Below are 22,004 nucleotides of genomic sequence, written 5' to 3'. Positions count from 1 at the left end.
GCTCGTCAGCGTAGAGCGACACACTGGTATTAATCCGTTAGGGCGAAACAATTCGCCCTGGGTAACGCGATACTCCCCGGAACGGATCGTGAAGGAGGTTCAGGTGGATCGGGCCGGGTACGACGTGCCACACGGCGCGCGCCAGCAGCACAGACCGGCACACCCGGCTCCGCTGCTGACGGCGCGGGACCTGGGTCAGGTCACCTTCCACCGCCCGCCGCCCGGTCAACCGGGCTACGACGAGGCGCAGGTGGACAACTTCCTCGACCGGATCGAGCAGACCCTGCTCGGCCGGGACGAGGTGACCGAGCAGCAGGTCAGGACCATGCGGTTCCGACCGGCGCGGCCGGGCTACCACGGGGCGGAGGTGGACGCGTTCCTGGAGCTGGTGGCCGAGACGCTGCGGTCGACCCCGCAGCGCGGTCAGGCGATGGCGCCCGCGCAGGGCGCGCACGCGACGTCCACGAGCATGAGACCGGCGACGACGCCGCCCGCGCTGTCCCCGCAGGACGTGCGCGCGGTGCGCTTCCACAAGCCGAGGTCGGGGAACCGGGGGTACCTGGAGGACGAGGTCGACGCGTTCCTCCAGCGGATCGAGCTGACCCTGGCCGGGGTGGACTCGCTGACGGCGCGCGAGGTGCAGGACGCGGACTTCACGTACGTGGGGCCGGGGGAGATCGGGTACGACGAGGACGACGTGGACACGTTCCTCGACATGGTCGTGCTGACCCTGGAGCGCGGTCCGGCGCGCGGCGGCCAGCCGCACCTGAGGCCGCAGCAGCCGGGCCCGACCCAGCGCCCGGCGGGCTTCCCGCCCGCGGGGGCGTCGTCGGCGGGCTTCCCGCCGGTGGGGGCGTCCTCGGCCGGTTTCCCGCCGGTCAACGCCTCGTCCGCGGGCTTCCCGCCCGTGAACGCGTCGTCGGCCGGTTTTCCCCCGGTCAACGCCTCGTCGGCGGGCTTCCCGCCCGTGAACGCGTCCTCGGCCGGTTTCCCCCCGGTCAAGCCGCCACCCCCGGTCTTCCCACCCGCGAAGCCGTCCGCCCAGTCGATCTTCACCCCCGTGCACGACGCCCCCACGGCGGCCATCCCGACCGTGGGCTCGTCCCCGTTCCCCCCGGCCGGTTCGTCGTCGGCGGGCTTCCCACCCGCAGGCGCGTCGTCGGCCGGTTTCCCACCCGTCAAGGCGTCGTCGGCGGGCTTCCCCCCGGCCGGCGCCTCCTCGGCCGGTTTCCCACCGGTGGACGCGTCCTCGGCCGGATTTCCTCCGGTCGGGGCCTCATCCGCCGGTTTCCCACCGGTGCGCTCGTCCGCGTTCACCGAGGAGCGCCCGGAGTCCCCGGCGACGGCGTCCTCCACGTCCCTGCGCCCGACCCACTCGCGCCGGGACGCCCCGCAGGACGAGCCGGACGAGGAGCAGCAGGACGCCAGGGACGCCCCGCTGACCGCGCGCGACGTCCGCACCGCCGCGTTCGGCAAGCCGACGAGGGGCAGGCGCGGCTACCAGGAGTCCCAGGTGGACAAGTTCCTGGACCGCATCGAGAACACCCTCCTCGGCCAGGACGACCTGACCGCGTCGGACGTCCGCGAGATCCAGTTCAGCCGCCCGATGATCGGCCGCAGGGGCTACGACGAGACCGAGGTCGACGCCTTCCTGGCGAGGGTGGAGAAGCAGCTCTCGCAGACCCCGCCCCCACCGGCGGGCCCGCCGGTGGTGACGTCGTGGAAGCAGCTGAGGGCGATCCGCATCCCCGACGCGTCCCCCGGCCAGCGCGGCTACCGGACCACGCAGGTGGACCGGGTGCTGGAGGAGGTCGGCATCGCGCTGGACGGGATGCTGGGCGCGTCCGCGGAGGAGGTCGAGAAGACCCGCTTCGCCCTGGCGATGACGGCGGGCCAGGGCTACGACTGCGCCTTCGTCGACGAGCTGATGCCGATGCTGGTGGCCGAGCTGAAGCGCAAGGGCAAGTAGGGCCGCGCCGCAGGACCGGGCTCGCAGCGCGGCGGGCCCGGTGGTCGCCGCGTCAGTTCGACTGCCAGCCGTGCTGGACGGGGCACCGGCGGCCGGGTGCTGTCCGGCCGAGGAGCAGGTCCACGAACGCCGCAACGCGCTGCTCGACCATGGCGCAGATCTTGTCCGCGAGGTGGTCCTGGAGCGGGTAGAGCCGGACCTCGGGACAGATGGCCAGCCCCGGCACGTCCTCCATGCCGGACAGGTCGATGATGGTGTCAAGCCTCCTGATGGTGTGGGCGCCGACAGGAGCCCGGTCGAAGACCACGTCGACGCTGATCGTGGTCAACGGCGTGTTGCCCACCCGGAGGTCGAAGCGCACGGTGGTGACGCAGCCGTCTCCGGTGGCGCGAGCGGTGTCCCGGTGCCGGAAGACCAGCAGGTCCCCGAGGTCCTGCCCCACAGCGGCGATCAGCTGTGCGATGGCGGCGTCGACGTCCACCACCGCAGGGCGCATCAGGTCGACGTCGCGGGAGTGCCTGGCGTCCGAGTAGCGGACCAGCAGGGCCTGCCCGCCTTTGAGGACCCAGCTGTCGGGATCGTGGTGGAACACGCGCGCCAGCAGCCGTGCAAGGTAGAAGCGGTGCAGCACTTCATCGCCGGGGGCCTCATCAGTCTGCCCGCTTTCTGGGCTTTGCTGTTCAACCGCTGGCGGTACTGACGGGGCAGTGGTTCCCGCCCCGCGATGGTTCGACCACGCCTTCCACCTCCCCTCTGCGAGGGGTCAGCCTGGTGCAGAGCGGTGAAGCCTGAACGACTTGAACAGAACATTCATCATTTCGGGTGTTACTTCCACATCAGGACGGATCGTCGCCTGCGCCAGCAACAGGTCCAGAGCGGCGAGTTCGGCGTCGTGCCCCTGGCCTCGCGCACCCAACGACCTGGCGCGCCCGCCCAACGACCGCGCCAGCCCGTCCCGATCGGCCATCCCGCGCCGCAAGGCCTGCGCGGCGACGTCAGCCACGTGCCCGCCGTCCACCCCGTCGTCGAGCAGATCCGCCACGGTGCGCTCCACCCCGGTCACGGGAAGCCCGCCGACCTCGGTCACCTCGTGCGGCGCCAACTCGCGGATCCGGAAGCGCACGCCGGGGTTGCGGGTGGTGCGCCTGCGCGGCACCGACAGCTCGACGTGCTCCTCTCCCAGGTCGCCCAGCCCCAGGACCACTGTCGCGCTGACGTGCGAGACCACCCCGCCGTTCCGCCCCAGCGGCTCGCGCTTCCAGGCGGGCGCGGCCGGTTCGAGCAACAACCACGCCGCCTTGTGCCGCCACAACGGGTCCGGGACGGCGGTGGTCACCGAATACACGCCTCTGGTGACGCGGTCGAGCAGGTTGGCGGCGACCATGCGGTTCAGGGTCGCGTTTCCGACCCCGATCGCGTTGGCCTGCGTCGTGGTCACCAGGCCCCACTGATCAGCGGTCAGCCCGGACAGCACCCTCAGCGCCTCGGTCATCTCCACACAGCGATTGTCGCCCGACTCAACAGCGTTTGTCGCCCCCTCTAACAGCGTTTGTCACCCCCAAGAGTGACAAACGCTGCACTTCCCCGCAACAAACGCTGCGAAAAAAAGGGGCGTGCACCGAAGCGCACGCCCCCACCTCCACCTCGTCCTACTCGGCGGCCTCAGCCGCCTCCATCCACTGCTCCTCGACCTCCGCCGCCTCCGCCAGCACGGCCTTCAGCTCAGCCCCCAGCGCCATCAGCCGCTCCGGGTCCGTCGCCGCCTCGGCCAGGGACGCGTGCAGCCCGGCCTCCTTCTTCTGCAGCGCCTCCAGCCTCCGCTCCAGCCGCGACAGCTCCTTGCGCGCCGCCCGCTGGTCCGCCGCCGACGACGGCGCCTTCACCGTCGCCGCCGCGGGCCCTGGGGCCGCCGCCGCCGCGCTCTGCCGGTCGCGCCGCTGGAGGTACTCCTCGATCCCCCCGACCAGGTCGGTCAGCCCGCCGTCGCCGAACAGCGCCACGACCTTGTCGCACACCCGCTCCACCAGGTACCGGTCGTGCGAGATCACCACCAGCGTGCCCGGCCACGAGTCGAGCAGGTCCTCCAGCTGCTGGAGGGTGTCGATGTCCAGGTCGTTGGTCGGCTCGTCGAGCAGCAGCACGTTCGGCTCGCCCATCAGCAGCCGCGCGAGCTGCAACCGCCGCCGCTCGCCGCCCGACAGGTCGGCGACCGGGGTCCACTGCCGCTGCGAGGAGAACCCGAACCGCTCGGCCAGCTGGGACGCGGACAGCTCCATCTTCCCCAGCACGATCCGCCGCGCCACCTCCTCCACGGCCTCCAGCACCCGCATCGACCCGTCCAGGTCGTGCAGCTCCTGGCTCAGGTGCGCGAGCTTGACCGTCTGCCCCTCGATCCGCTTCCCGCCGTCCAGCTCCCGCTCACCGGCGAGCGCCCGCAGCAGCGTGGTCTTCCCGGACCCGTTGACGCCGACGATGCCGATCCGGTCGCCGGGGCCCACGCGCCAGGTCAGGTCGCGCACCAGCGTCCGCTCACCGACGGTGAGGGTCACGTCCTCCAGCTCCACGACCGTGCGACCCAGCCGCCGCTTGGCGAACGCCATCAGCTCCACCACGTCGCGCGGCGCTGGCACGTCCGAGATCAGGGCCTCGGCGGCCTCGATGCGGTAGCGGGGCTTGGACGTGCGGGCCGGGGCGCCCCGGCGCAACCAGGCGAGCTCCTTGCGGGCCAGGTTGCGGCGCTTCTCCTCGGCCGCGTCGGCGAGCCTGCCGCGCTCGGCGCGCGCGTACACCCAGTCCGCGTACCCGCCCTCGTACTGCTCGACGCGCCCGCCGACGACCTCCCAGGTGCGGGAGCAGACCGTGTCCAGGAACCACCGGTCGTGGGTCACCACGACGAGCGCCGTGCGCCGGGCCAGCAGGTGCTCGGCGAGCCAGCGCACGCCCTCGACGTCCAGGTGGTTGGTGGGCTCGTCGAGCACCACCAGGTCCAGCTCCTGCACGAGCGCCGCCGCCAGCGCCACCCGGCGCCGCTCGCCGCCGGACATGGTGCCGACCGGCGAGTCCAGCCCCAGCGCGGTGATGCCGAGCCCGTCGAGCACGGACCGCACGCGCGCGTCGGCGGCCCACTCGTGCTCGGCGGCGAAGTTCAGCGGCGCGATCACGGCGTCGCGCACGGTCGAGCCCTCGGCGAGCGTGGTGCGCTGGGTGACCACGGCCATCCGCAGCCCCCGGTTCTGGCTGACCCGCCCGTCGTCGGGCTCGGCGACGCCCGCCAGCACCTCCAGCAGGGTGGTCTTGCCGCCGCCGTTGAGGCCGACGACGCCGATCCGGTCCCCCTCGCCCACGCCCAGGGACACCCCGTCGAGCAGCGGACGCACACCGAACGACTTGGAGACGTTCTCCAAGTTGACCAAGTTGGCCATCAACTCACCTTTAAGTAGTTAAGCGTGGACCTCGGGCGGCGTGGGGCGAGGTGACTCCTCGGCCCCGACCACCCGCGCGCCGGGCACCGGCCCCTGGGCGACGCGCACCGTGCGGCACACGCCCGCGCCCGCCAGCTCCGCCGCCACCCGCACCGCCGTGTCGCCGTCCTCGCACAGGAACGCGCAGGTCGGCCCGGACCCGGACACCATGCCCGCCAGCGCCCCCGCGTTGACCCCGGCGCGCAGCGTGCGCCGCAGGTTCGGCCGCAGCGACACGGCGGCGGCCTGCAGGTCGTTGCCCAGCAGCAGCGCGAGCTGGCGCGGGTCGCCGGAGGACAGGCCCTCCAGGACGGCCTCGGCCTCGCCGACGCGCGGCGGGTTGCCCTCGGCGCGCAGCCGGTCCAGCTCGCGGAACACCTCGGGCGTGGACAGGCCCTGCTTGTCGAACGCCAGCACCCAGTGGAACGGGTGCTTGCCGAGCACGGGCACGAGCCGGTCGCCCCGGTCGGTGCCGAGCGCGGTGCCGCCGTAGAGCGCGAACGGCACGTCGGCGCCGATCCGCCCGGCCAGCTCGGCCAGCTCGTCGCGGGTGGTGTCGAGCTTCCACAGCGCGGCCAGCGCGACGAGGGTGGCCGCGGCGTCGGCGGAGCCGCCCGCCATGCCGCCCGCGACCGGGATGGCCTTGCGGATGCTGACCCTGACCTTGACGTCCTCGGGGTCGCGGCCGGTGTGCTCGGCCAGCAACCGGACGGCCTTCCAGGCGAGGTTGGACGGGTCGGTGGGCACCGACTCGGCCCCCTCCCCGCGCACCTCGACCCCTGGGTCGTCGGAGGCGCCGACGGTGACCTCGTCGGTCAGCGACAGCGCCTGGAAGATCGTGACGAGGTCGTGGTACCCGTCGTCGCGGAGGTCGCCCACGGCCAGGTGCAGGTTGACCTTGGCCGGGACGCGGACGGTGACCGGTGGTGGGACTACGGCGAGCACAGGTGAAGCCTACGGGCGCGACGGGGGTGCGCGCTGCCGCCCCGCGCGCGGAACGCCCCTCACCCGTGCGGGCGAGGGGCGTTCCGGTGCAGCTCAGCGCGCGTCAGACGGGCAGGACGGCGCCGTTGAAGGTCTTGGTGATGTAGTCCTTCACGTCCTGCGACTGGAGCAGCTCGGCCAGGTCCTTGATCCGCTTGTCGTCCTTGAGCTCGGCGCGGGTGACCAGGCCGTTGGCGTTCGGGTTGCCCTCGGCCTTCTCCAGCACCAGGGCGTCGTCGGCGGGCTTGAGGCCCGCGTCGATGGCGTAGTTGCCGTTGATCACGGCGGCGTCGACGTCGGCCAGCGAGCGGGGCAGCTGGGCCGCCTCCAGGGTGACGAACTCCAGCTTCTTCGGGTTGTCCTCGACGTCCTGGACGGTCGCGGTGTCCTCGGTGCCCGCCTTGACCTTGATCAGGCCGTTGGCCTGGAGCAGCTTGAGGCCGCGGGTCTCGTTGGTGGCGTCGTTGGCGACGGCGACCTTGGCGCCCTCGGGCAGGTCGGCGAGCGCCTCGTGCTTCTCGGAGTAGACGCCCAGCGGCTCGATGTGCACGCCCGCGATCCACTCCAGGGTCGCGCCGCTGGAGGCCTTGAAGGTGTCCAGGTAGGGCACGGTCTGGAAGTAGTTGGCGTCCAGCGAGCCGTCGACCAGGGCCGTGTTGGGCTGGACGTAGTCGGTGAACTCCACGACCTCGATCTTCAGCCCCTTGGCCGAGGCGAGGTTGTCGGCGACGTGGCGCAGGACCTCGGCGTGCGGGACGGGGCTGACGCCGACCTTCAGCGGGGCGTTCGGGTCGGCCGACGCACCGCCCCCGGCGGAGTCCCCGCTGCCGCAGGCGGTCGCCGAGGCGGCCAGCAGCAGCGTGAGGAGGGCAGCACGAATACGCATGGGGTGTTCCTTCGGTGTGGTGGTGCGGGTGTGGGGAGGTTCGAGGAGGCCCTGAGCCTGACTCAGATGGACGCGTGGCGCCTGCGGTCGAGACCTCGGGCCAGGCGGTTGAAGCCGAACTGGATGACCGTGGCGACCACCGCGAGCACCGCGACCGTGGACCACAGGACCCGGTCGTCGAAGCGCTGGTAGCCCAGGCGCACGGCCAGGTCGCCGAGCCCGCCGCCGCCGAGCACGCCCGCCATGGCGGAGTACCCGAGCAGGGCGATCGCGGTCACGCCGATGGCGTTGACCAGCGCGGGCAGCGACTCGCGCAGCAGGACGCTGCGCACGATCCGCAGGGTGCTCGCCCCGGTGGTCACGGCCGCTTCCACGATCGTGACGTGCACCTCGGAGAGCACGTTCTGCACGAGCCGCGCCACGAACGGGATGGCGCCCACCGACAGCGGCACGATCGCCGCCGTCGGGCCGATCGACTGGCCGATCAGGGTCCTGGTCAGCGAGGTCAGCAGGACCAGCAGCACCAGGAACGGCATGGCGCGGCCGAGGTCGACCACGAAGCCCAGGACCTTGTGGAGCAGTGGCCGGGGGTGCAGCCCGCCGGGTGCGGTGAGCTGCAACCAGACTCCGACCGGCACGCCGAGCACGGTGGCGATCAGCGTGGACACGGCCACCATGTACAACGTCTCGCCCGTTGCCGTGACGAGGTAGTCGAACACGGTCGACCAGGGTGTTGCCTTCCTCACGCAGCTACTCCCTGAGGTCCCTTGGCGGCGCGGCGCACGGAGCCGCCCGCCTCGGAGATCCACTCCAGCGCCGAGTCGGCGCGCTCACCGTTGAGGCCGACGCGGAAGCGCGCGACCGGGGTCTCACCGAGCCGGGTCATGCCGCCGCCCAGCAGGTTCAGCTCGACGCCGAACCGGGCGGTGACCTCCGGGAGCAGGGCGCCGACCGCGGCGAAGCCGACGAGGACGACGTCGGCGGTGCGGTCGTAGCCGTGCTCGGCTCCGGGGTTCTGGGTGACCGAGGGCAGCAGCGAGGACGCGGTGCGGCTGCTCGCGTCGGCCACCAGGTCGAGGACCTTGCCGTTCTCCACGACCCGGCCGTCCTCCAGGACCGCGACGTCGTCGCAGATCTTCCGGACGACGCCCATGTCGTGGGTGACGATCAGGACGGTGACGCCCAGCTCGGCGCGCGCCCGGTCGAGCACGGTCAGCACGGAGCCGGTGGTCTCGGGGTCGAGCGCGGAGGTGGGCTCGTCGGCCAGCAGCACGGACGGGCTGGCCGCGAGGGCGCGGGCGACCGCGACGCGCTGGCGCTGGCCGCCGGAGAGCTGGTCGGGGTAGGAGGCGGCCTTGTCGGTGAGGCCGACCAGGTCCAGCAGCTCGCCGACGCGGGCGCGGCGCTGCGGGCCGGGGACGCCCGCGGCCTCCAGCGGGAGCGCGACGTTGCCCGCGGCGGTGCGCTGGCGCAGCAGCGAGTCGCCCTGCGGGACGACGCCGATCTGCCTGCGGGCCGCCCGCAGCGCTGTGCCGCCGAGCGAGACGAGGTCGGTGCCGTCGACGCGGATGGCGCCGCTGTCGGGGCGCTCCAGGAGCGCGACGCAGCGGGCGAGCGTGGACTTGCCCGCCCCGGAGGGGCCGACGACGCCGATGACGGTGCCCGCGGCGACCTCGAGGTTGACGCCGTCGAGGGCGCGGGTGCCGCCGGGGAAGGACTTGGTGAGGTTCTCGACAGTGATCACGTTTTCGCTCCACGACTGCGTGCGGCGGCGCACGCTCGTGGCGTGGGCGACCGGGGACCAGTTCAGGGTGTGGTTGTCCCGCTGCTGGAGAGAGGGGACGACGAAGTGCCTGGGGGGATGCGCTCTAGACGAGGCAGGTGCGACAGGCGGTCGCCGTGCGGCGGCCGTGGTCGACTACTCGCCTGCGCGTGAGCATTCGCATCGTGGGCACGTGATCCTCCATCGACCCTGGCGGAAGCACCTGCCCCCTTGGGAGGGTGGTTGCTGCGGCGTCGTAGAGCCAGGTCTCTCGGCCGCTCGGGATGGCAGGAACGAGTAGACCCGATGAAACGCGCCTGACGCAAGCCTGTAAGAGGATCGTTCGTCAGATCACACTGTCGGCCGAAAGATCAACGGTCAGTGACGGACCGGGACCTCGGCGATCCGGACGAAGTCGGCGACGGCCAGCTGCTCGCCCCTGGCGGAGGGGTCCACGCCCGCGGCGACGAGCCTGCGCTCGGCCTCGGCGGCGGAGCCAGCCCAGCCGGACAGGGCGGCGCGCAGGGTCTTGCGGCGCTGCGCGAAAGCGGCGTCCACCAGCGGGAACAGCACCTCGCGCGGCACGTCGGACAGCGGGGTGTCGCGGCGGGTGAAGCCGACCAGCGCGGAGTCCACGTTGGGCACCGGCCAGAACACCGAGCGCCCGACGGGACCGGCGCGGCGGGCGTCGGCGTACCAGGCGAGCTTGACGCTGGGCACCCCGTAGACCTTGGAGCCGGGGCCTGCGGCCATCCGGTCGGCGACTTCGGACTGCACCATCACCAGACCGGTGCGCAGCGACGGCAGCTCGGCGAGCAGGTGCAGCACGACGGGCACGGCGACGTTGTACGGCAGGTTCGCGACGAGCGCGGTCGGCGCGTGCGGGAGCTGGTCGGCGGTGACGCGCATCGCGTCGGCGGTGACCACCGACAGGTTCGCGGCCAGCGACGGGGCGCGCTCGGCGGCGGTGGCCGGCAGGCGCGCGGCGAGCACCGGGTCGATCTCGACGGCGACCAGGTTCGCGCAGGCCGGGAGCAGGGCGAGGGTGAGCGAGCCGAGGCCGGGGCCGACCTCCAGCACCACGTCGTCGGGCCGCAGGTTCGCGGCGGCGACGATCTTGCGGACGGTGTTGGGGTCGTGCACGAAGTTCTGGCCGAGCTTCTTGGTCGGCCGGACGTCCAGCTCGGCGGCGAGCCTGCGCACGTCCGCCGGGCCCAGCAGCGCCGATGCCGCGCCGGGGTCGCTCTGCGGGGTGCCGGTGGGGGCTTCGCTCACCGAACCATTGTCCACGATGGCCACACCCACCCCGCCCCCGGTAACGCCGAAGGCCCCCGCGCCGGACGCGCAGGGGGCCTTCGGCAAACCTTCGGACCCGCTCCGTGAAGCGGAGCGGTGGCTGCACAGGAGGCGCTTTTCCTCCTGGGCAGTCAGGCCTCCGCTTCTAGGAATGTCGCAGTGAAGCGGAGCGGTGGCTGCACAGGAGGCGCTTTTCCTCCTGGGCAGTCAGGCCTCCGCTTCTAGGAATGTCGCAGTGAAGCGGAGCGGTGACCGACCAGGAGACGCTTTACCTCCTGGTCGGTCAGGCCTCCGCTTCTAGAAATGTCACAGTCAGAGCCCCAGTTTGGAGCTGCAACCGGGCCACGCCGAGTAGCCGCCTCGGGCGTCGCGCAGCTTCGTCGCGATCGCGATCTGCTGCTCGCGGCTGGCCTGGTGCGGGTACGCCGCGTACGCGCTGCCGCCGTAGGCGTCCCAGGTGCTCTTGTTGAACTGGAGCCCGCCGTAGTAGCCGTTGCCGGTGTTGATGGCCCAGTTGCCGCCCGCCTCGCACTTGGCGAGCGAGTCCCACACGGCGCCGTCCGGCGGCAGCTTCGTGCCGACCTTGACCTTCTTGGGCTTGGCTTCCTTGGTGACCTTGACGCCGAGCTTCTCCCGGCCGGTCTCCTTGCCGTTCTTGACCGTGACGCGGTAGGTGACGATCTGCTCGCCGGGCTCGCCCGCCTCGACGGTCTCCTTGGTGCCCTTCATCATGTTCGCGTCGGTGACCTCCTCGACCGGCGGCGCGATGGCCTCGGTCGCGTTGATCACGGACACCCCGGTGCGGCTGATGTGGATCTCCGCGCCGTTGCTGATGCGCAGGTCCAGCGCCGACTCGACCCGGTCGTCCGGGCCGAGGGTGAGGTTCTCGGAGTCCAGGAGCTCCTGGACGGTGAGCGCGGTGGTCTGGAGCTGGCGGGGCTCGTTCGCGCCGTCGAAGACGGTGACCGCCTTGAGGCTCTTGACCTCCAGCGACATGCCCTCCAGGGGCACGTCGGCGTCGCGGGCGGCGGAGAACCAGGAGCCCTCGCCCGCGCTGACGCCGAGCTGGTCGAGCGCCTCGGCGACGTTGACGGAGCGGACCCAGCCCTCGCGCTGCTCGCCGTCGACGGTGACCTTGACCTGGCGGCCCCGGTCGAGGCTGATCTTGCCGCCGTCGCCGACCTTGGCCTGCGGGGAGGGGCTGAGCGCGTCGTGCTCGCCGATCGCGATGCCCTCGTCGGCGAGGATCTCGCCGACGGTGGACTCGTAGGTGCGGACGGTGTGGGCCTGGCCGTCGATGTCGACGGTGACCGACTTGTCCATGGCGATGGCGGTGGCGCCGCCGCCGGAGATGGTGACCAGCACGGTGGCGACCGCGGCCTTGAGGAAGCGGCGCTTCCACTTCCCGGCGGCCTCGACCAGGGCGGCGGGCGGCGCGTCGGGCTCCTCGGCCGCGAGCGCGACGCGGTCCTGGGAGACCTCGTCGGGGATGATGATCGGCGGGAGGAGGGTGGTCTCCGCGTTGATCAGGCGGATGAGCTCGTCGACGTCGACGTCAGCGTCGGCCAGCACCTGGTCGGCCTGCGGGCCCAGGGCCTCCATCACGTCTTCCGGCGTGATCGAGAAGACGGCGGTGTCCCACTCCTCGAACGGCCGGTCCACGACGGCGACCGCGGTGTCGGGTCTGACCGGCGTGAACCAGTCGGTGTCCTGGTTGAAGAACGTCACGGGTGTCCATACCTCCTGAAGGCGCAAAGCACGGGCTCCGCGCGCGGGCTGCCAGTGGTCAGCTCCTGATCCGCCGACAGCTCCTTCGTTCGCTCGGTTCCGACTTCTCGCTCCTGGTGCCGGTTCCCGCCCCGACAACGGGTCCGGTGCCCCCGTCGCGCAAGAGGGGCACGGTCACGGGACCGTAACGGGTGGGCGGGGGTTCTGCAAACACCCCCATTCCGGATTGTGTGTCGCATCACACCCATAGGGGAGCAACCCTGTCACCCATTGGCAGCAGTAACCACTAAGAGTGGTTTCAGGCCCCTATTCCGAAAACATTTTCGGCGGTTCGAGTGACTTCATTGGCAAGGGTGATCAATTCCACGTGACGCAGAGTGGCAAGCTCGCGCAGCGTGTAGTTGACGCAGTAGGGCTCGTTCGGCCGTCCCCTGAAGGGGTGCGGGGTGAGGAACGGCGCGTCCGTCTCCACGAGCAGCTGCCCCGAGGGCACCCAGGCCGCCGCCTCGCGCAGCGCCGAGGAGTTGCGGAAGGTCACCGGTCCCGCGAAGGACAGGACGAACCCGCGCTCCACGCACGCGCGCGCGAAGTCGAGGTCACCGGAGAAGCAGTGGAACACCACCTTCTCCGGGGCGCCCTCGGCGTCCAGCGCGGCCAGGACGTCGGCGTGCGCGTCCCGGTCGTGGATCATCAGCGGCTTGCCGACCCGCTTGGCCAGCTCGATGTGCCAGCGGAAGGCCTCCTGCTGGGCGTCGCGCGGGGCGTAGTCCCAGTAGTAGTCCAGGCCCGTCTCGCCGACCGCGACCACGCGCGGCCGGGCGGCCAGCTCGGCCAGCTCGGCCCGGTCCGCGTCGGAGAAGTCGGACGTGCGGGTCGGGTGCAGCGCCACCGCCGCGTAGACCCGGTCGTCCCAGGTGGCCGCCTCGGCGGCCCAGCGCGCCGCCGCGAGGTCGTCGGCGACCGTGACGACCCGGCTGACGCCCGCGGCCTCGGCCCGGTCCAGCATCGCCCGGACGTCCTCGGCGGTCTTCGCGCCGCAGGCGTCCAGGTGGGTGTGGGCGTCGACCGCCGGCGCCGGAAGGGTCTCCGGCGCCGGCGGTCGTTCCCCGCGACGTGGTGTCACTTGACGATCGGGGCCCACTCGGGACCGGTCTCGCCCAGCTCGGGGTCGAGCTTGGCGAACAGCGGGGCCGGCTTGGCCAGCGGGCGGCCCACCTCGATCGGGGTGGACTCCCAGCGGGCCTGCTCGGACGCGTAGTCGCCGGTCAGCACCGGGTACTCGCGCTCGGGCACGTCCAGGTCGGTCACCTCGGTGATCTGCGGCTGCGCCGCCCACACGCCCGTGCCGCCCAGCAGCTCGTGCACCTTCTGCGCGGAGTGCGGCAGGAACGGCGTGAGCAGCGTGTTGGCGTCCTGCACGACCTGGAGCGCGGTGTGCAGCACGGTGTCGCGGCGCGCCGGGTCGTCCTTGAGCTTCCACGGCTCCTGGTCGGACAGGTAGCGGTTGGCCGCGCCGACCACCCGCATCGCCTCCGAGGAGGCCGCCTTGAAGCGCGAGCGGCGCAGGTGGTCGCCCACCACGCCGAACGCCCGGCGGGAGGTCTCCAGCAGCTCGTGGTCGGCCGCCGTGGGCGCGGTCGGCGTCGGCACCGCGCCGACGTTCTTGTGCGCCATGGAGATGGAGCGGTTGACCAGGTTGCCCCACTCGTTCGCCAGCTCGAAGTTCGTGCGCCGCACGAACTCCTCCCAGGTGAAGTCGGTGTCCTGGTTCTCCGGCCCGGCGGACGCGATGAAGTAGCGCAGCGCGTCCGGCCCGAAGTCGCGCAGGAAGTCCGTCACGTAGATGACGGTCCCCCGCGAGGTGGAGAACTTCGAGCCGCTCATGGTGAGGAACTCGCTGGAGACGACCTCGGTCGGCAGGTTCAGCTTCCCGTAGGAGCCGGGCTCGCCGCCCTTCGCGCCCTCGCCGTTGTTGCCCAGGAGCAGCGACGGCCAGATGAGCGAGTGGAAGACGATGTTGTCCTTGCCCATGAAGTAGTAGGCCTGGGCGTCACCGGTCCAGAACTCGCGCCACGCGTCCGGGTTCCCGCTGCGCCGGGCCCACTCGACGGACGCCGAGAAGTAGCCGATGACCGCGTCGAACCAGACGTAGAACCGCTTCATCGACTGGTCGCTCCAGCCGTCGAGCGGGATCGGGATGCCCCAGTCGAGGTCGCGGGTGATCGCGCGGGGGCGGAGGTCGCCGATGAGGTTCTGGCTGAACTTGAGCACGTTCGGCCGCCACTCGGAGCGGGTCTGGAGCCACGAGCCGAGCGAGTCGATGAACTGCGGCAGGTCGAGGTAGAGGTGCTCGGTCTCGACGAACTTGGGGGTCTCGCCGTTGATGCGCGAGCGCGGGTTCTTGAGGTCGACCGGGTCGAGCTGGTTGCCGCAGTTGTCGCACTGGTCGCCGCGCGCGCCGTCGTAGCCGCAGAGCGGGCAGGTGCCCTCGATGTAGCGGTCGGGCAGCGTGCGGCCGGTGGAGGGGCTGATGGCGCCCTTGCCGGTCTTGGCCACGACGTAGCCGTTGCGCCACATGGCCAGGAAGAGCTCCTGGGTGACGTTGTAGTGGTTGCCGGTGGTGGTGCGGGTGAACAGGTCGTAGGACAGCCCGAGCCCCTGCAGGTCCTCGGCGATGACGCGGTTGTACTTGTCGGCGAGCGCGCGGACGGACAGCCCCTCCTTCTCCGCCTGGACGGAGATGGGCGTCCCGTGCTCGTCGGTGCCGCTGACCATGAGCACCCGGTGGCCCGACATGCGCATGTAGCGGGAGAACACGTCGGAGGGGACACCGAAGCCGGAAACGTGACCGATGTGGCGTGGGCCGTTCGCGTAGGGCCACGCCACCGCGGTCAGCACGGAGGCACTCATGCGACCAGCCTACGGAGTTGCCTCCAGCGGTTTTCGACGGGCCGGGGCGGTTAATCCGAAGGGTTTGCGACGGAGGGTGAGGATAGGGTGACCGGGTGTCGTTACTGGCGGAGATAGCGGCGGTGCTGCGTCAGGTCACGGACCAGACAGACAGCGCCCGCGACCTCCTGCGCACCACCGCTGACCTGCTGGAGGAGGCGACCGCCGACCTCACCACCACCCTGCTCGGCTCGTCGAACCCGGATGCCTCCCAACTGCTGGGAACCTTCGCGCACTGCCACCGACTGGCGGAGGCCCTGCTCGACCGGCTCGGCGCGGCCGAGGAGCACCTGGAGTCGTACCTGGAGAACCTGCTGGGCGACGGCGACGGGGTGCCGCTGTGGCGACTGCCGGTCGGTCGGCTCCACGGCGAGGACGCGCACGGCCACACCGACCGCGAGGGCGTGGGCATCGGCCGTCCGGCGAGGGGGAGCAAGAAGGAGCCCGTGCGCGAGGTGCGCTCCACCGAAGAGCTGGACGTCGTGTTCCGAGCCCTGGTGCGCGGAGGTCGACGCGTGCACAAGCCCAGTTATCGGGGCTTGTTGTACCGGCTCCCCGATGGCACGACGATCGGCTACCGGGTCAAGTCCTCGAGCACACCGGAACCGACCGTCGACCTGAACGTTCCGGGCGAGCCGAGCTTGAAGATCCACGTCAACACGAAGGGGTGGGCCTGAACGATGGAACCCGATCTGCGCGAGCGCGCCATCGAGGCGACGAACGACGACTACGTCTACTTCGCCGAGTTCGAGGGCATGGTCATCAGGTCCACCGGCGTGACCGACCACGCTGAGGTGCTGCGCGCCGCGCTCGCCGCTGCCACCGAACTCGTCCTCGAAGGCGCCATCGTCCCCGGCGACCTGGGGTGGGCCAACGAGGACTTCGCACCCTGGCCGCTCACCCCCGAGGAGTCCGTCGCCCGCATCGAGCGGGAGGTCGCCGAGCACCTGCGCGCGGGCACCAATCCCGACATGGGCGACATCTGCTGGTTCGACCTCCCCGCCCGCATCGCCGAGCGCGAGCGCCGCAAGGACGAGCCCGTCAAGGACGCCTGACCGCCGCGTCGCGCAGCGCCTTCCTTGCCCGCGACCTCCTGCGCACCGCCGCCGAGCTGCTCGGGGCCTTCGCGCACTGCCACCGCGCCGCCGAGGCCCTGCTCGACCGCCTCGCTGCGGCCGAGGAGCACGTGGAGGCCTACCTGGAGCACCTGCTGGGCGACGGCCATCCCGCTGTGGCGGCTCCCGGTGGGCCGACTCCACAGCGAGGACGCCCACGGGCACGCCAGTAAGGGGGCGACGAACATCGGCCGCCCAGCACCGGGCAGGAAGAGGTACCCAGTGCGCGAGGTGCGCTCCACCGAGGAGCTGGACGGCGCGTTTCGGACGCTGGTGCGCGGAGGGCGGCGAATTTCGCCTCCCGACTACGACGGCTTCTACTACCAGCTGCCGGACGGCACCACGATCGGTTACCGCCCCGAGTCCTCCAGCACCCCCTGAACCCGCCATCGACATGCAGGCGACGAACGAGAAACGCGTGAAGATCCACTTCAACGCGAAAGGCCGGGACTGCCCCGTGGACCCCGATCTGCGCGAGCACGCCATCGAGGCGATGAACTACGACTACGTCTACTTCGCCGAGTTCGAGGGCATGGTCCTCGCCGAGACCGCGCTGAGGGGCCACGACGAAGTCCTGCGCACCGCCTTCGAGGCGGCCAAGGAGCTGATCCTCGAAGGCACGATCGTCCCCGGCGACCTCGGTTGGCGCACCGACGGCTTCGGCCCGTGGCCGCTCACCCCGGAGGAGTCCGTCGCCCGCATCGAACGCGAGGTCGCCGAGCACCTGCGCACTGGCGAGCGCATCCACATGGGCGACATCTGCTGGTTCGACCTCCCCGCCCGCATCACCGAGCGCGAGGCCGCCAAGCGCGCCGCCGCCCCCGACTCCCCCGCCCCCGACTCCCCCGTCAAGGACGGCTGACCGCCGCGTCGTACAGCGCCTTCTTGCTCACCCCCGCCGCCTCCGCCACCGCCGCCGCCGCCGCCTTCATCCGCTCCCCGCCCGCCACCAGCTCCAGCACCCGCTCCACCAGCACCTCCACCGACGGCGCCTCCGCGGGCTCCGCCCCCTCCAGCACCACGGTGATCTCCCCCCGCACCCCCTCCTCGGCCCACGCCGCCAGCTCCGCCAGCCCGCCCCGCCGCACCTCCTCGTACGTCTTCGTCAGCTCCCGGCACACCGCAGCCCGCCGCTCCCCGCCGAGCACCTCGGCCGCGTCCGCGAGCGTCGCCGCCAACCGGTGCGGGGACTCGAAGAACACGCACGTGCGCTGCTCCGCCGCCAACCCCGCGAACCACCGCTGCCGCTCGCCCTGCTTGCGCGGCGGGAAGCCCTCGAAGCAGAAGCGGTCCGACGGCAGGCCCGACACGGCCAGGGCGGTGGTCACGGCGGACGGGCCCGGCACGCACGTCACGGTGATGCCCTCGGTCACGCACGCCGCCGTGATGCGGAATCCCGGATCGGAGACGCTCGGCATCCCGGCGTCCGTCACCAGGACCACGGTCGCGCCGCCACGCAGCGACTCCAGCAGGCCCGGCAACCTGCTCGTCTCGACCTGGTCGTAGAAGCTGACCACCCGTCCGGGCGGTGTCACGTCGAGCGCGGCGACCAGGGACCGCAGTCTCCTGGTGTCCTCGGCGGCGATGACGTCGGCGGTGCGCAGCGCTTCCACCAGCTTGGGGGACGCGTCGCGGATGTCACCGAGGGGCGTGGCGGCGAGGACGAGCCTGCCTGATCCGGATACGGGGCTCACGCCGCTCACCCTACGATCGGGGCCGTGACCCTGAGCGCACCGCAGTCCGCAGACGACGTGGTGAACGTCGGCGAGCTCCCGCCGACCTCGCCTCCGCCGGGTAGCGACCGCCGGGAGCGGGCCCGGATGCTCGACCCCGGCCCCCAGGCCGACCGGCTGCGCGGCTGGCTGGTCGCGCTCTCGCTCGCGCTGGTCGGCGGGGTGGTGCGGTTCTGGAACCTCGGGTTCCCGACCGACAAGGGCACCCCGATCTTCGACGAGAAGCACTACGTCCCGCAGGCCTCGCAGGCGCTGCGCAACGGCGGCTACGAGGACAACCCCGGCTACGAGCTGGTGGTGCACCCGCCGCTGGGCAAGCAGCTGATCGCGATCGGCGAGTGGCTGTTCGGCTACGACGGCTTCGGCTGGCGGTTCTCCTCCGCGGTCGCGGGCACGCTCATGGTGCTGATGATCGTGCGGATCGCCCGCAGGCTCACCCGCTCCGACCTGCTGGCGGCCATCGCGGGCGTGCTGCTGATCGCGGACGGCGTGAGCCACGTGCAGTCCCGCATGGGGATGCTGGACATCTTCATGGCGCTGTTCGTGCTGGCCGCGTTCGGCTGCCTGGTGGTGGACCGCGAGCAGGTGCGGCGGCGGCTCGGCGAGGCGGTGGCGGGCGGTTGGGCGGCCCACTCGCCGTTCGGGCCGACGCTCGGGTTCCGCTGGTGGCGGTTCGGCGCGGGCGTGTCGCTGGGCCTGGCCTGCTCGATCAAGTGGTCGGGCCTGTGGTTCATCATGGCGTTCGGCCTGCTGTCGGTGTTCTGGTGCGTGGGCGCGCGCCGCGCGGCGGGGGTGCGCAGGCCGTGGGCGGGCGCGATCGTCCGCGACGTGCTGCCGTCGCTGTTCGCGCTGGTCGCCGTGGCGCTGCTGGTGTACCTGTCGACGTGGTGGGCCTGGTTCGGCAGCGAGACCGCCATCGACCGGCACGTGGTCGGCGGCAAGGTCACTGGCGACAGCTGGGTCCCGGACCCGCTGCGCGCGCTCTGGTACTACAGCAGCAACGTGCTGGAGTTCCACACGAACCTGGTGACGTCGGAGACGAACAAGCACCCGTGGGAGTCGAAGCCGTGGACGTGGCCGATGGGGCTGCGGCCGATGCTCTACTACTTCGAGGGCGCGGTGCAGGGCTGCGGGCAGAGCAGCTGCGTCGGCGCGATCATGCTGATCGGCACGCCCGCGATGTGGTGGCTGGCGTTCCCGGTGCTGGCGTGGTCGCTGTGGAAGGCGATCGCCAAGCTGGACTGGCGCTACGCGGCCGTCCTGGTCGGCTACGGCGCCGGTTTCCTGCCGTGGTTCACGAACGTGGACCGGCAGATGTACTTCTTCTACGTGACCCCGATGGCGCCGTTCCTGGTGCTGGGCATCGTGCTGTGCCTGGGCGACGTCCTCGGCTCGGCCCGCGCGGGCCTGGAGCGCCGGGGCACCGGGCTGCTGGTGGTGTCGCTGTACGTGGGCCTGGTCGTGGCGAACTTCGTGTGGCTGTGGCCGATCCTCAACGGGAACCCGATCACCCCGGAGATCTGGGACGCCCAGCGCTGGCTCCCCAGCTGGCGGTGACCACGACGGCCGCCAGAAGTGCTGAAGCGGAGCGGTGACCGCGCACGAGGTGCTTTTCCCCGTGCGCGGTCAGGCCTCCGCTTCTAGAAGTGCTGAAGCGGAGCGGTGACCGCGCACGGGACGCTTTTCCCCGTGCGCGGTCAGGCCTCCGCTTCTAGGAGTGTCACAGCTCCGCTTCTAGGAATGTTGCCGCGGGTCCGGCTTGCTCATCATCTGGGTCACCGGGCCCTCCTTGCTCACGCCCGCCCGCATCAGCCACGAGCCCAGCTCGGACCGGATGGCCGCGAGCGTGGGGCGTCGGGCCGGGTCGGCGTCCAGCGCGGCCGTCAGCAGCCGCAGGTGGGTGCTCTGGTGGGGCAGCTTCACGCACGGCTCGCCCTGCGCCGCCGCCATCAGCGACGAGATCGGGTTCTCCCGCGTGCCGCGCGGCGGCTGGCCGGTGAGCGCGTAGCTGACCGTCGCGGCGAGCTGCCAGGCGTCGGACGCGGGCGTGGCCGCGTCACCGCGCGCGGTCTCCGGCGCGAGGAAGTCCGGCGTGCCGACCATCATCCCGGTCGCGGTGAGCGTGCTGTCGCCCTTGGACCGCGCGATGCCGAAGTCGATCAGGTGCGCGGTGCCCTCGCCGTCGACGATGACGTTGGACGGCTTCACGTCGCGGTGCAGCACGCCCTTCTCGTGCGCGGCGGCCAGCGCGTCGGCCATGTTGATCCACAGCCGGGCGGCGAGGACGTCGGTGAGGAACCCGTCGTTCTGCACGACGTCGGACAGCGCCTGGCCGTCGATGTACTCCATGACGATCGCCAGGCCGTCCGGGTCCTGCACGATGTCGAACACGCGCACGCAGTTCGGATGCCGCAGCGCGGCGAGCGCGCGGGCCTCCCGCAGCATCCGCTGCTCGGTGTCGTTGTCCGGGGCGTGCGCGAGCTTGACCGCGACCGTCCGGTCGAGCTGGGTGTCGACGGCCAGCCACACCGTGCCGAACCCACCGCTGCCGAGCTGCTTGACCCGCCGGAACCGCCCGCTGGCCGGGTTCCACACCTTGCCCTTCTGGGGGGCGGCGGGCATGGACGCGCTCGCCGCGCCCGCGCCGAACGGCAGCGGACCGGGCGTGTCGGCGAGCCGCGCGGGCCCGTCGAGGCGCGCCTGGTCGACGGCGGTCGGCTCGTCGGTCGCCCACAGCGGCAGCGGCTCGACGCGGGTCGGGTTCGGGCCCCGCGCCCCCTGCGGGACGTCCATCCTGGTCTGGTTCGGCCCCTGCGGCACGGCGGGCCCCTGGCCCGAGTGGTCGAAGGGCGGCGGTCCCACGCGGGTCGCGTTCGGCCCGCTGACCTGGCCGAGGTCGGCGACGCGCGTCGGCGGGTACTGCCTGGCCTGCGCGGACGGCTGGTGCGCCGCCGACTGCTGGGCCGACTGCTGCGGGGGGAACGTCGAGGACTGCTGCCGCTGCGGCACGGCCGCGTAGGGCGCGGGCTGGTAGGGCGGGGGCTTCTGGTGCGGTCCCGAGCTCTCCGACCCGGCGGGCTGGTACGGCGGCGGCGAGCTCTGCGCCGAGCTCTGCGGCAGCGCGGGCTTCTTGCGCTCGACCGGGGTCTGGTGCGCCGGTGGCTGCGCCACCTGCGGCTGCGGGGGCGCGGAGTTGCCGCGATCACGGCCTGGGCGGTTCAGCATGGCCGTAGTCAACCCGAAAATCCGCACCACGATTGACCCGATCAGCGCAACCGGGAAGAACCCCGCGTACAGGTGCGCCATCAGCGCCACGGGCAGTGCCGAGGTGGCCACGAGGAGCACCATGAACGGCACCCAGAACACCTTGCGCGGCCAGCTCGGGCCGAGCCGGAACGTCGAACCGGCCTGGAGCATCACGACCAGCAGGCACAGCAGCGCGAGCACCGCGGCGGTCCCGCCCGCGATGACGTACATCAGGTTGCCGTCCGTGAAGGACTTGGCGATCGACGGCCCGTCGAGCAGGTACTCCTGCTGCGTGAACGCGCCGCAGGGCCGGTCGTCGAGGGTCTCGGAACCGGGCAGCGCGCGGCTGCCGAGGAGCTTGACCGTCGCGGAGAACATCACCCACGGCAGCACCAGCGTGCTGGTCACGCCGAGCACGGCGAACAGGCCGCCGGTCACCGGGCCGTACGAGTTGCCCACGACCCGCCGGATCACGATCGCCAGCAGCGAGGCGATCGTCGGCAGCGCCCCGATCAGCGCGCCGAAGGCCGTGGTGGTCAACGCCCAGTCACCGGGGCACAGCTCGACGGACCAGCCGTGCAGCCACAGCAGCACTGACTTGGCCAGATCCACGCCTCACCACCCACCCCTTCTAGTCGCCTCTCAGGGTACGGGTGAGGACCGCCCGCCCACGGGCGCATCCGCCGCCCCGCCCCCGCGATTCCCACACCGGTGGACGCGCGCCGGACGCCCCCGGACGCGGGGAGCGCCCGCACTCCCGGCGAAGTCGGCGGGGCGCGTGCGGCGGGACGTCGGATCAGCGGTGTGCTCCACGTCACGAACGCTAGCGGGCAGGTCCGACAATTCCGGCGGCCCTGGAACGCCCTGGAACACCC

The 22,004-nt window shown here is 71.9% G+C and carries 19 protein-coding genes and 1 riboswitch; of the genes, 6 read left to right on the top strand and 13 right to left on the bottom strand.

Annotated features, from left to right (window positions below; translation table 11 throughout):
- The first annotated feature begins 103 nt into the window (after window positions 1-103).
- Window positions 104-1,969, top strand: coding sequence for a DivIVA domain-containing protein (locus tag LV78_RS20035; RefSeq protein ID WP_308208734.1), 1,866 nt, complete (start codon window positions 104-106; stop codon window positions 1,967-1,969).
- Window positions 1,970-2,021: 52 nt separating this feature from the next.
- Here LV78_RS20035 and LV78_RS20030 read toward each other — a convergent pair whose 3' ends face one another.
- The 11 genes from LV78_RS20030 to metG all read right to left on the bottom strand — a co-directional run bounded on the left by LV78_RS20030 (window position 2,022) and on the right by metG (window position 14,996).
- The gene (locus LV78_RS20030) at window positions 2,022-2,600 is read right to left on the bottom strand and encodes a nucleotidyl transferase AbiEii/AbiGii toxin family protein (RefSeq protein ID WP_253846791.1); all 579 of its coding nucleotides are present in this window, start codon (window positions 2,598-2,600) and stop codon (window positions 2,022-2,024) included.
- A 132-nt stretch (window positions 2,601-2,732) separates the two neighbouring features.
- The gene (locus LV78_RS20025) at window positions 2,733-3,461 is read right to left on the bottom strand and encodes a type IV toxin-antitoxin system AbiEi family antitoxin domain-containing protein (protein WP_253846936.1); all 729 of its coding nucleotides are present in this window, start codon (window positions 3,459-3,461) and stop codon (window positions 2,733-2,735) included.
- Window positions 3,462-3,618: 157 nt separating this feature from the next.
- Window positions 3,619-5,391, bottom strand: coding sequence for an ABC-F family ATP-binding cassette domain-containing protein (locus tag LV78_RS20020; RefSeq protein ID WP_253846790.1), 1,773 nt, complete (start codon window positions 5,389-5,391; stop codon window positions 3,619-3,621).
- Between the two features lie 18 nt (window positions 5,392-5,409).
- Window positions 5,410-6,375: a 4-(cytidine 5'-diphospho)-2-C-methyl-D-erythritol kinase gene (locus LV78_RS20015; protein WP_253846789.1), complete on the bottom strand. Its 966-nt coding sequence runs from the start codon at window positions 6,373-6,375 to the stop codon at window positions 5,410-5,412.
- A gap of 103 nt (window positions 6,376-6,478) precedes the next feature.
- Window positions 6,479-7,300, bottom strand: coding sequence for a MetQ/NlpA family ABC transporter substrate-binding protein (locus LV78_RS20010; protein ID WP_253846788.1), 822 nt, complete (start codon window positions 7,298-7,300; stop codon window positions 6,479-6,481).
- A gap of 62 nt (window positions 7,301-7,362) precedes the next feature.
- Window positions 7,363-8,046, bottom strand: a complete 684-nt coding sequence (locus LV78_RS20005; RefSeq protein WP_012783272.1) for a methionine ABC transporter permease — start codon at window positions 8,044-8,046, stop codon at window positions 7,363-7,365.
- Window positions 8,043-9,044, bottom strand: coding sequence for a methionine ABC transporter ATP-binding protein (locus tag LV78_RS20000; RefSeq protein WP_012783271.1), 1,002 nt, complete (start codon window positions 9,042-9,044; stop codon window positions 8,043-8,045). The genes LV78_RS20005 and LV78_RS20000 overlap by 4 nt, the downstream gene beginning before the upstream one ends.
- Window positions 9,045-9,260: 216 nt before the next feature.
- Window positions 9,261-9,353, bottom strand: a riboswitch (SAM riboswitch).
- An 87-nt stretch (window positions 9,354-9,440) separates the two neighbouring features.
- On the bottom strand, window positions 9,441-10,337 hold the full coding sequence (gene rsmA, locus LV78_RS19995) for a 16S rRNA (adenine(1518)-N(6)/adenine(1519)-N(6))-dimethyltransferase RsmA (protein ID WP_253846787.1): 897 nt from the start codon (window positions 10,335-10,337) through the stop codon (window positions 9,441-9,443).
- Between the two features lie 333 nt (window positions 10,338-10,670).
- Window positions 10,671-12,086 (bottom strand): resuscitation-promoting factor, encoded by a 1,416-nt coding sequence (locus LV78_RS19990; protein ID WP_253846786.1) that lies wholly within the window; start codon window positions 12,084-12,086, stop codon window positions 10,671-10,673.
- Between the two features lie 298 nt (window positions 12,087-12,384).
- A complete protein-coding gene (locus LV78_RS19985) occupies window positions 12,385-13,209 on the bottom strand; it encodes a TatD family hydrolase (protein WP_253846785.1) in 825 nt (274 codons plus the stop codon).
- Window positions 13,206-14,996: a methionine--tRNA ligase gene (metG, locus tag LV78_RS19980; RefSeq protein ID WP_253846784.1), complete on the bottom strand. Its 1,791-nt coding sequence runs from the start codon at window positions 14,994-14,996 to the stop codon at window positions 13,206-13,208. The genes LV78_RS19985 and metG overlap by 4 nt, the downstream gene beginning before the upstream one ends.
- Before the next feature lie 95 nt (window positions 14,997-15,091).
- Between metG and LV78_RS19975 the strand changes: the two genes are divergently transcribed.
- The 4 genes from LV78_RS19975 (at window position 15,092) to LV78_RS19960 (ending at window position 17,012) form a co-directional block, all read left to right on the top strand.
- Window positions 15,092-15,712 (top strand): hypothetical protein, encoded by a 621-nt coding sequence (locus tag LV78_RS19975; RefSeq protein ID WP_253846783.1) that lies wholly within the window; start codon window positions 15,092-15,094, stop codon window positions 15,710-15,712.
- 3 nt (window positions 15,713-15,715) lie between these two features.
- Window positions 15,716-16,090, top strand: coding sequence for a hypothetical protein (locus LV78_RS19970; protein WP_253846782.1), 375 nt, complete (start codon window positions 15,716-15,718; stop codon window positions 16,088-16,090).
- Window positions 16,091-16,372: 282 nt separating this feature from the next.
- Window positions 16,373-16,531, top strand: a complete 159-nt coding sequence (locus tag LV78_RS19965) for a hypothetical protein (protein ID WP_253846781.1) — start codon at window positions 16,373-16,375, stop codon at window positions 16,529-16,531.
- A gap of 37 nt (window positions 16,532-16,568) precedes the next feature.
- A complete protein-coding gene (locus LV78_RS19960; protein ID WP_253846780.1) occupies window positions 16,569-17,012 on the top strand; it encodes a hypothetical protein in 444 nt (147 codons plus the stop codon).
- On the opposite strand, the gene rsmI is transcribed toward LV78_RS19960, so the two are convergent.
- On the bottom strand, window positions 16,999-17,844 hold the full coding sequence (gene rsmI, locus LV78_RS19955) for a 16S rRNA (cytidine(1402)-2'-O)-methyltransferase (protein ID WP_253846779.1): 846 nt from the start codon (window positions 17,842-17,844) through the stop codon (window positions 16,999-17,001). The genes LV78_RS19960 and rsmI overlap by 14 nt on opposite strands.
- 30 nt (window positions 17,845-17,874) lie before the next feature.
- Between rsmI and LV78_RS19950 the strand changes: the two genes are divergently transcribed.
- Entirely contained in the window at window positions 17,875-19,440 is a 1,566-nt protein-coding gene (locus LV78_RS19950; RefSeq protein WP_372494972.1) for a dolichyl-phosphate-mannose--protein mannosyltransferase, read from the top strand.
- A 177-nt stretch (window positions 19,441-19,617) separates the two neighbouring features.
- Here LV78_RS19950 and LV78_RS19945 read toward each other — a convergent pair whose 3' ends face one another.
- A complete protein-coding gene (locus LV78_RS19945) occupies window positions 19,618-21,741 on the bottom strand; it encodes a serine/threonine-protein kinase (RefSeq protein WP_253846778.1) in 2,124 nt (707 codons plus the stop codon).
- Between the last annotated feature and the right edge of the window lie 263 nt (window positions 21,742-22,004).

Origin of the sequence: Actinosynnema pretiosum (assembly GCF_024171695.1) — a bacterium.
Classification (GTDB): Bacteria; Actinomycetota; Actinomycetes; order Mycobacteriales; family Pseudonocardiaceae; genus Actinosynnema; species Actinosynnema pretiosum.
This window is presented reverse-complemented; position numbering and strand designations above follow the sequence as displayed.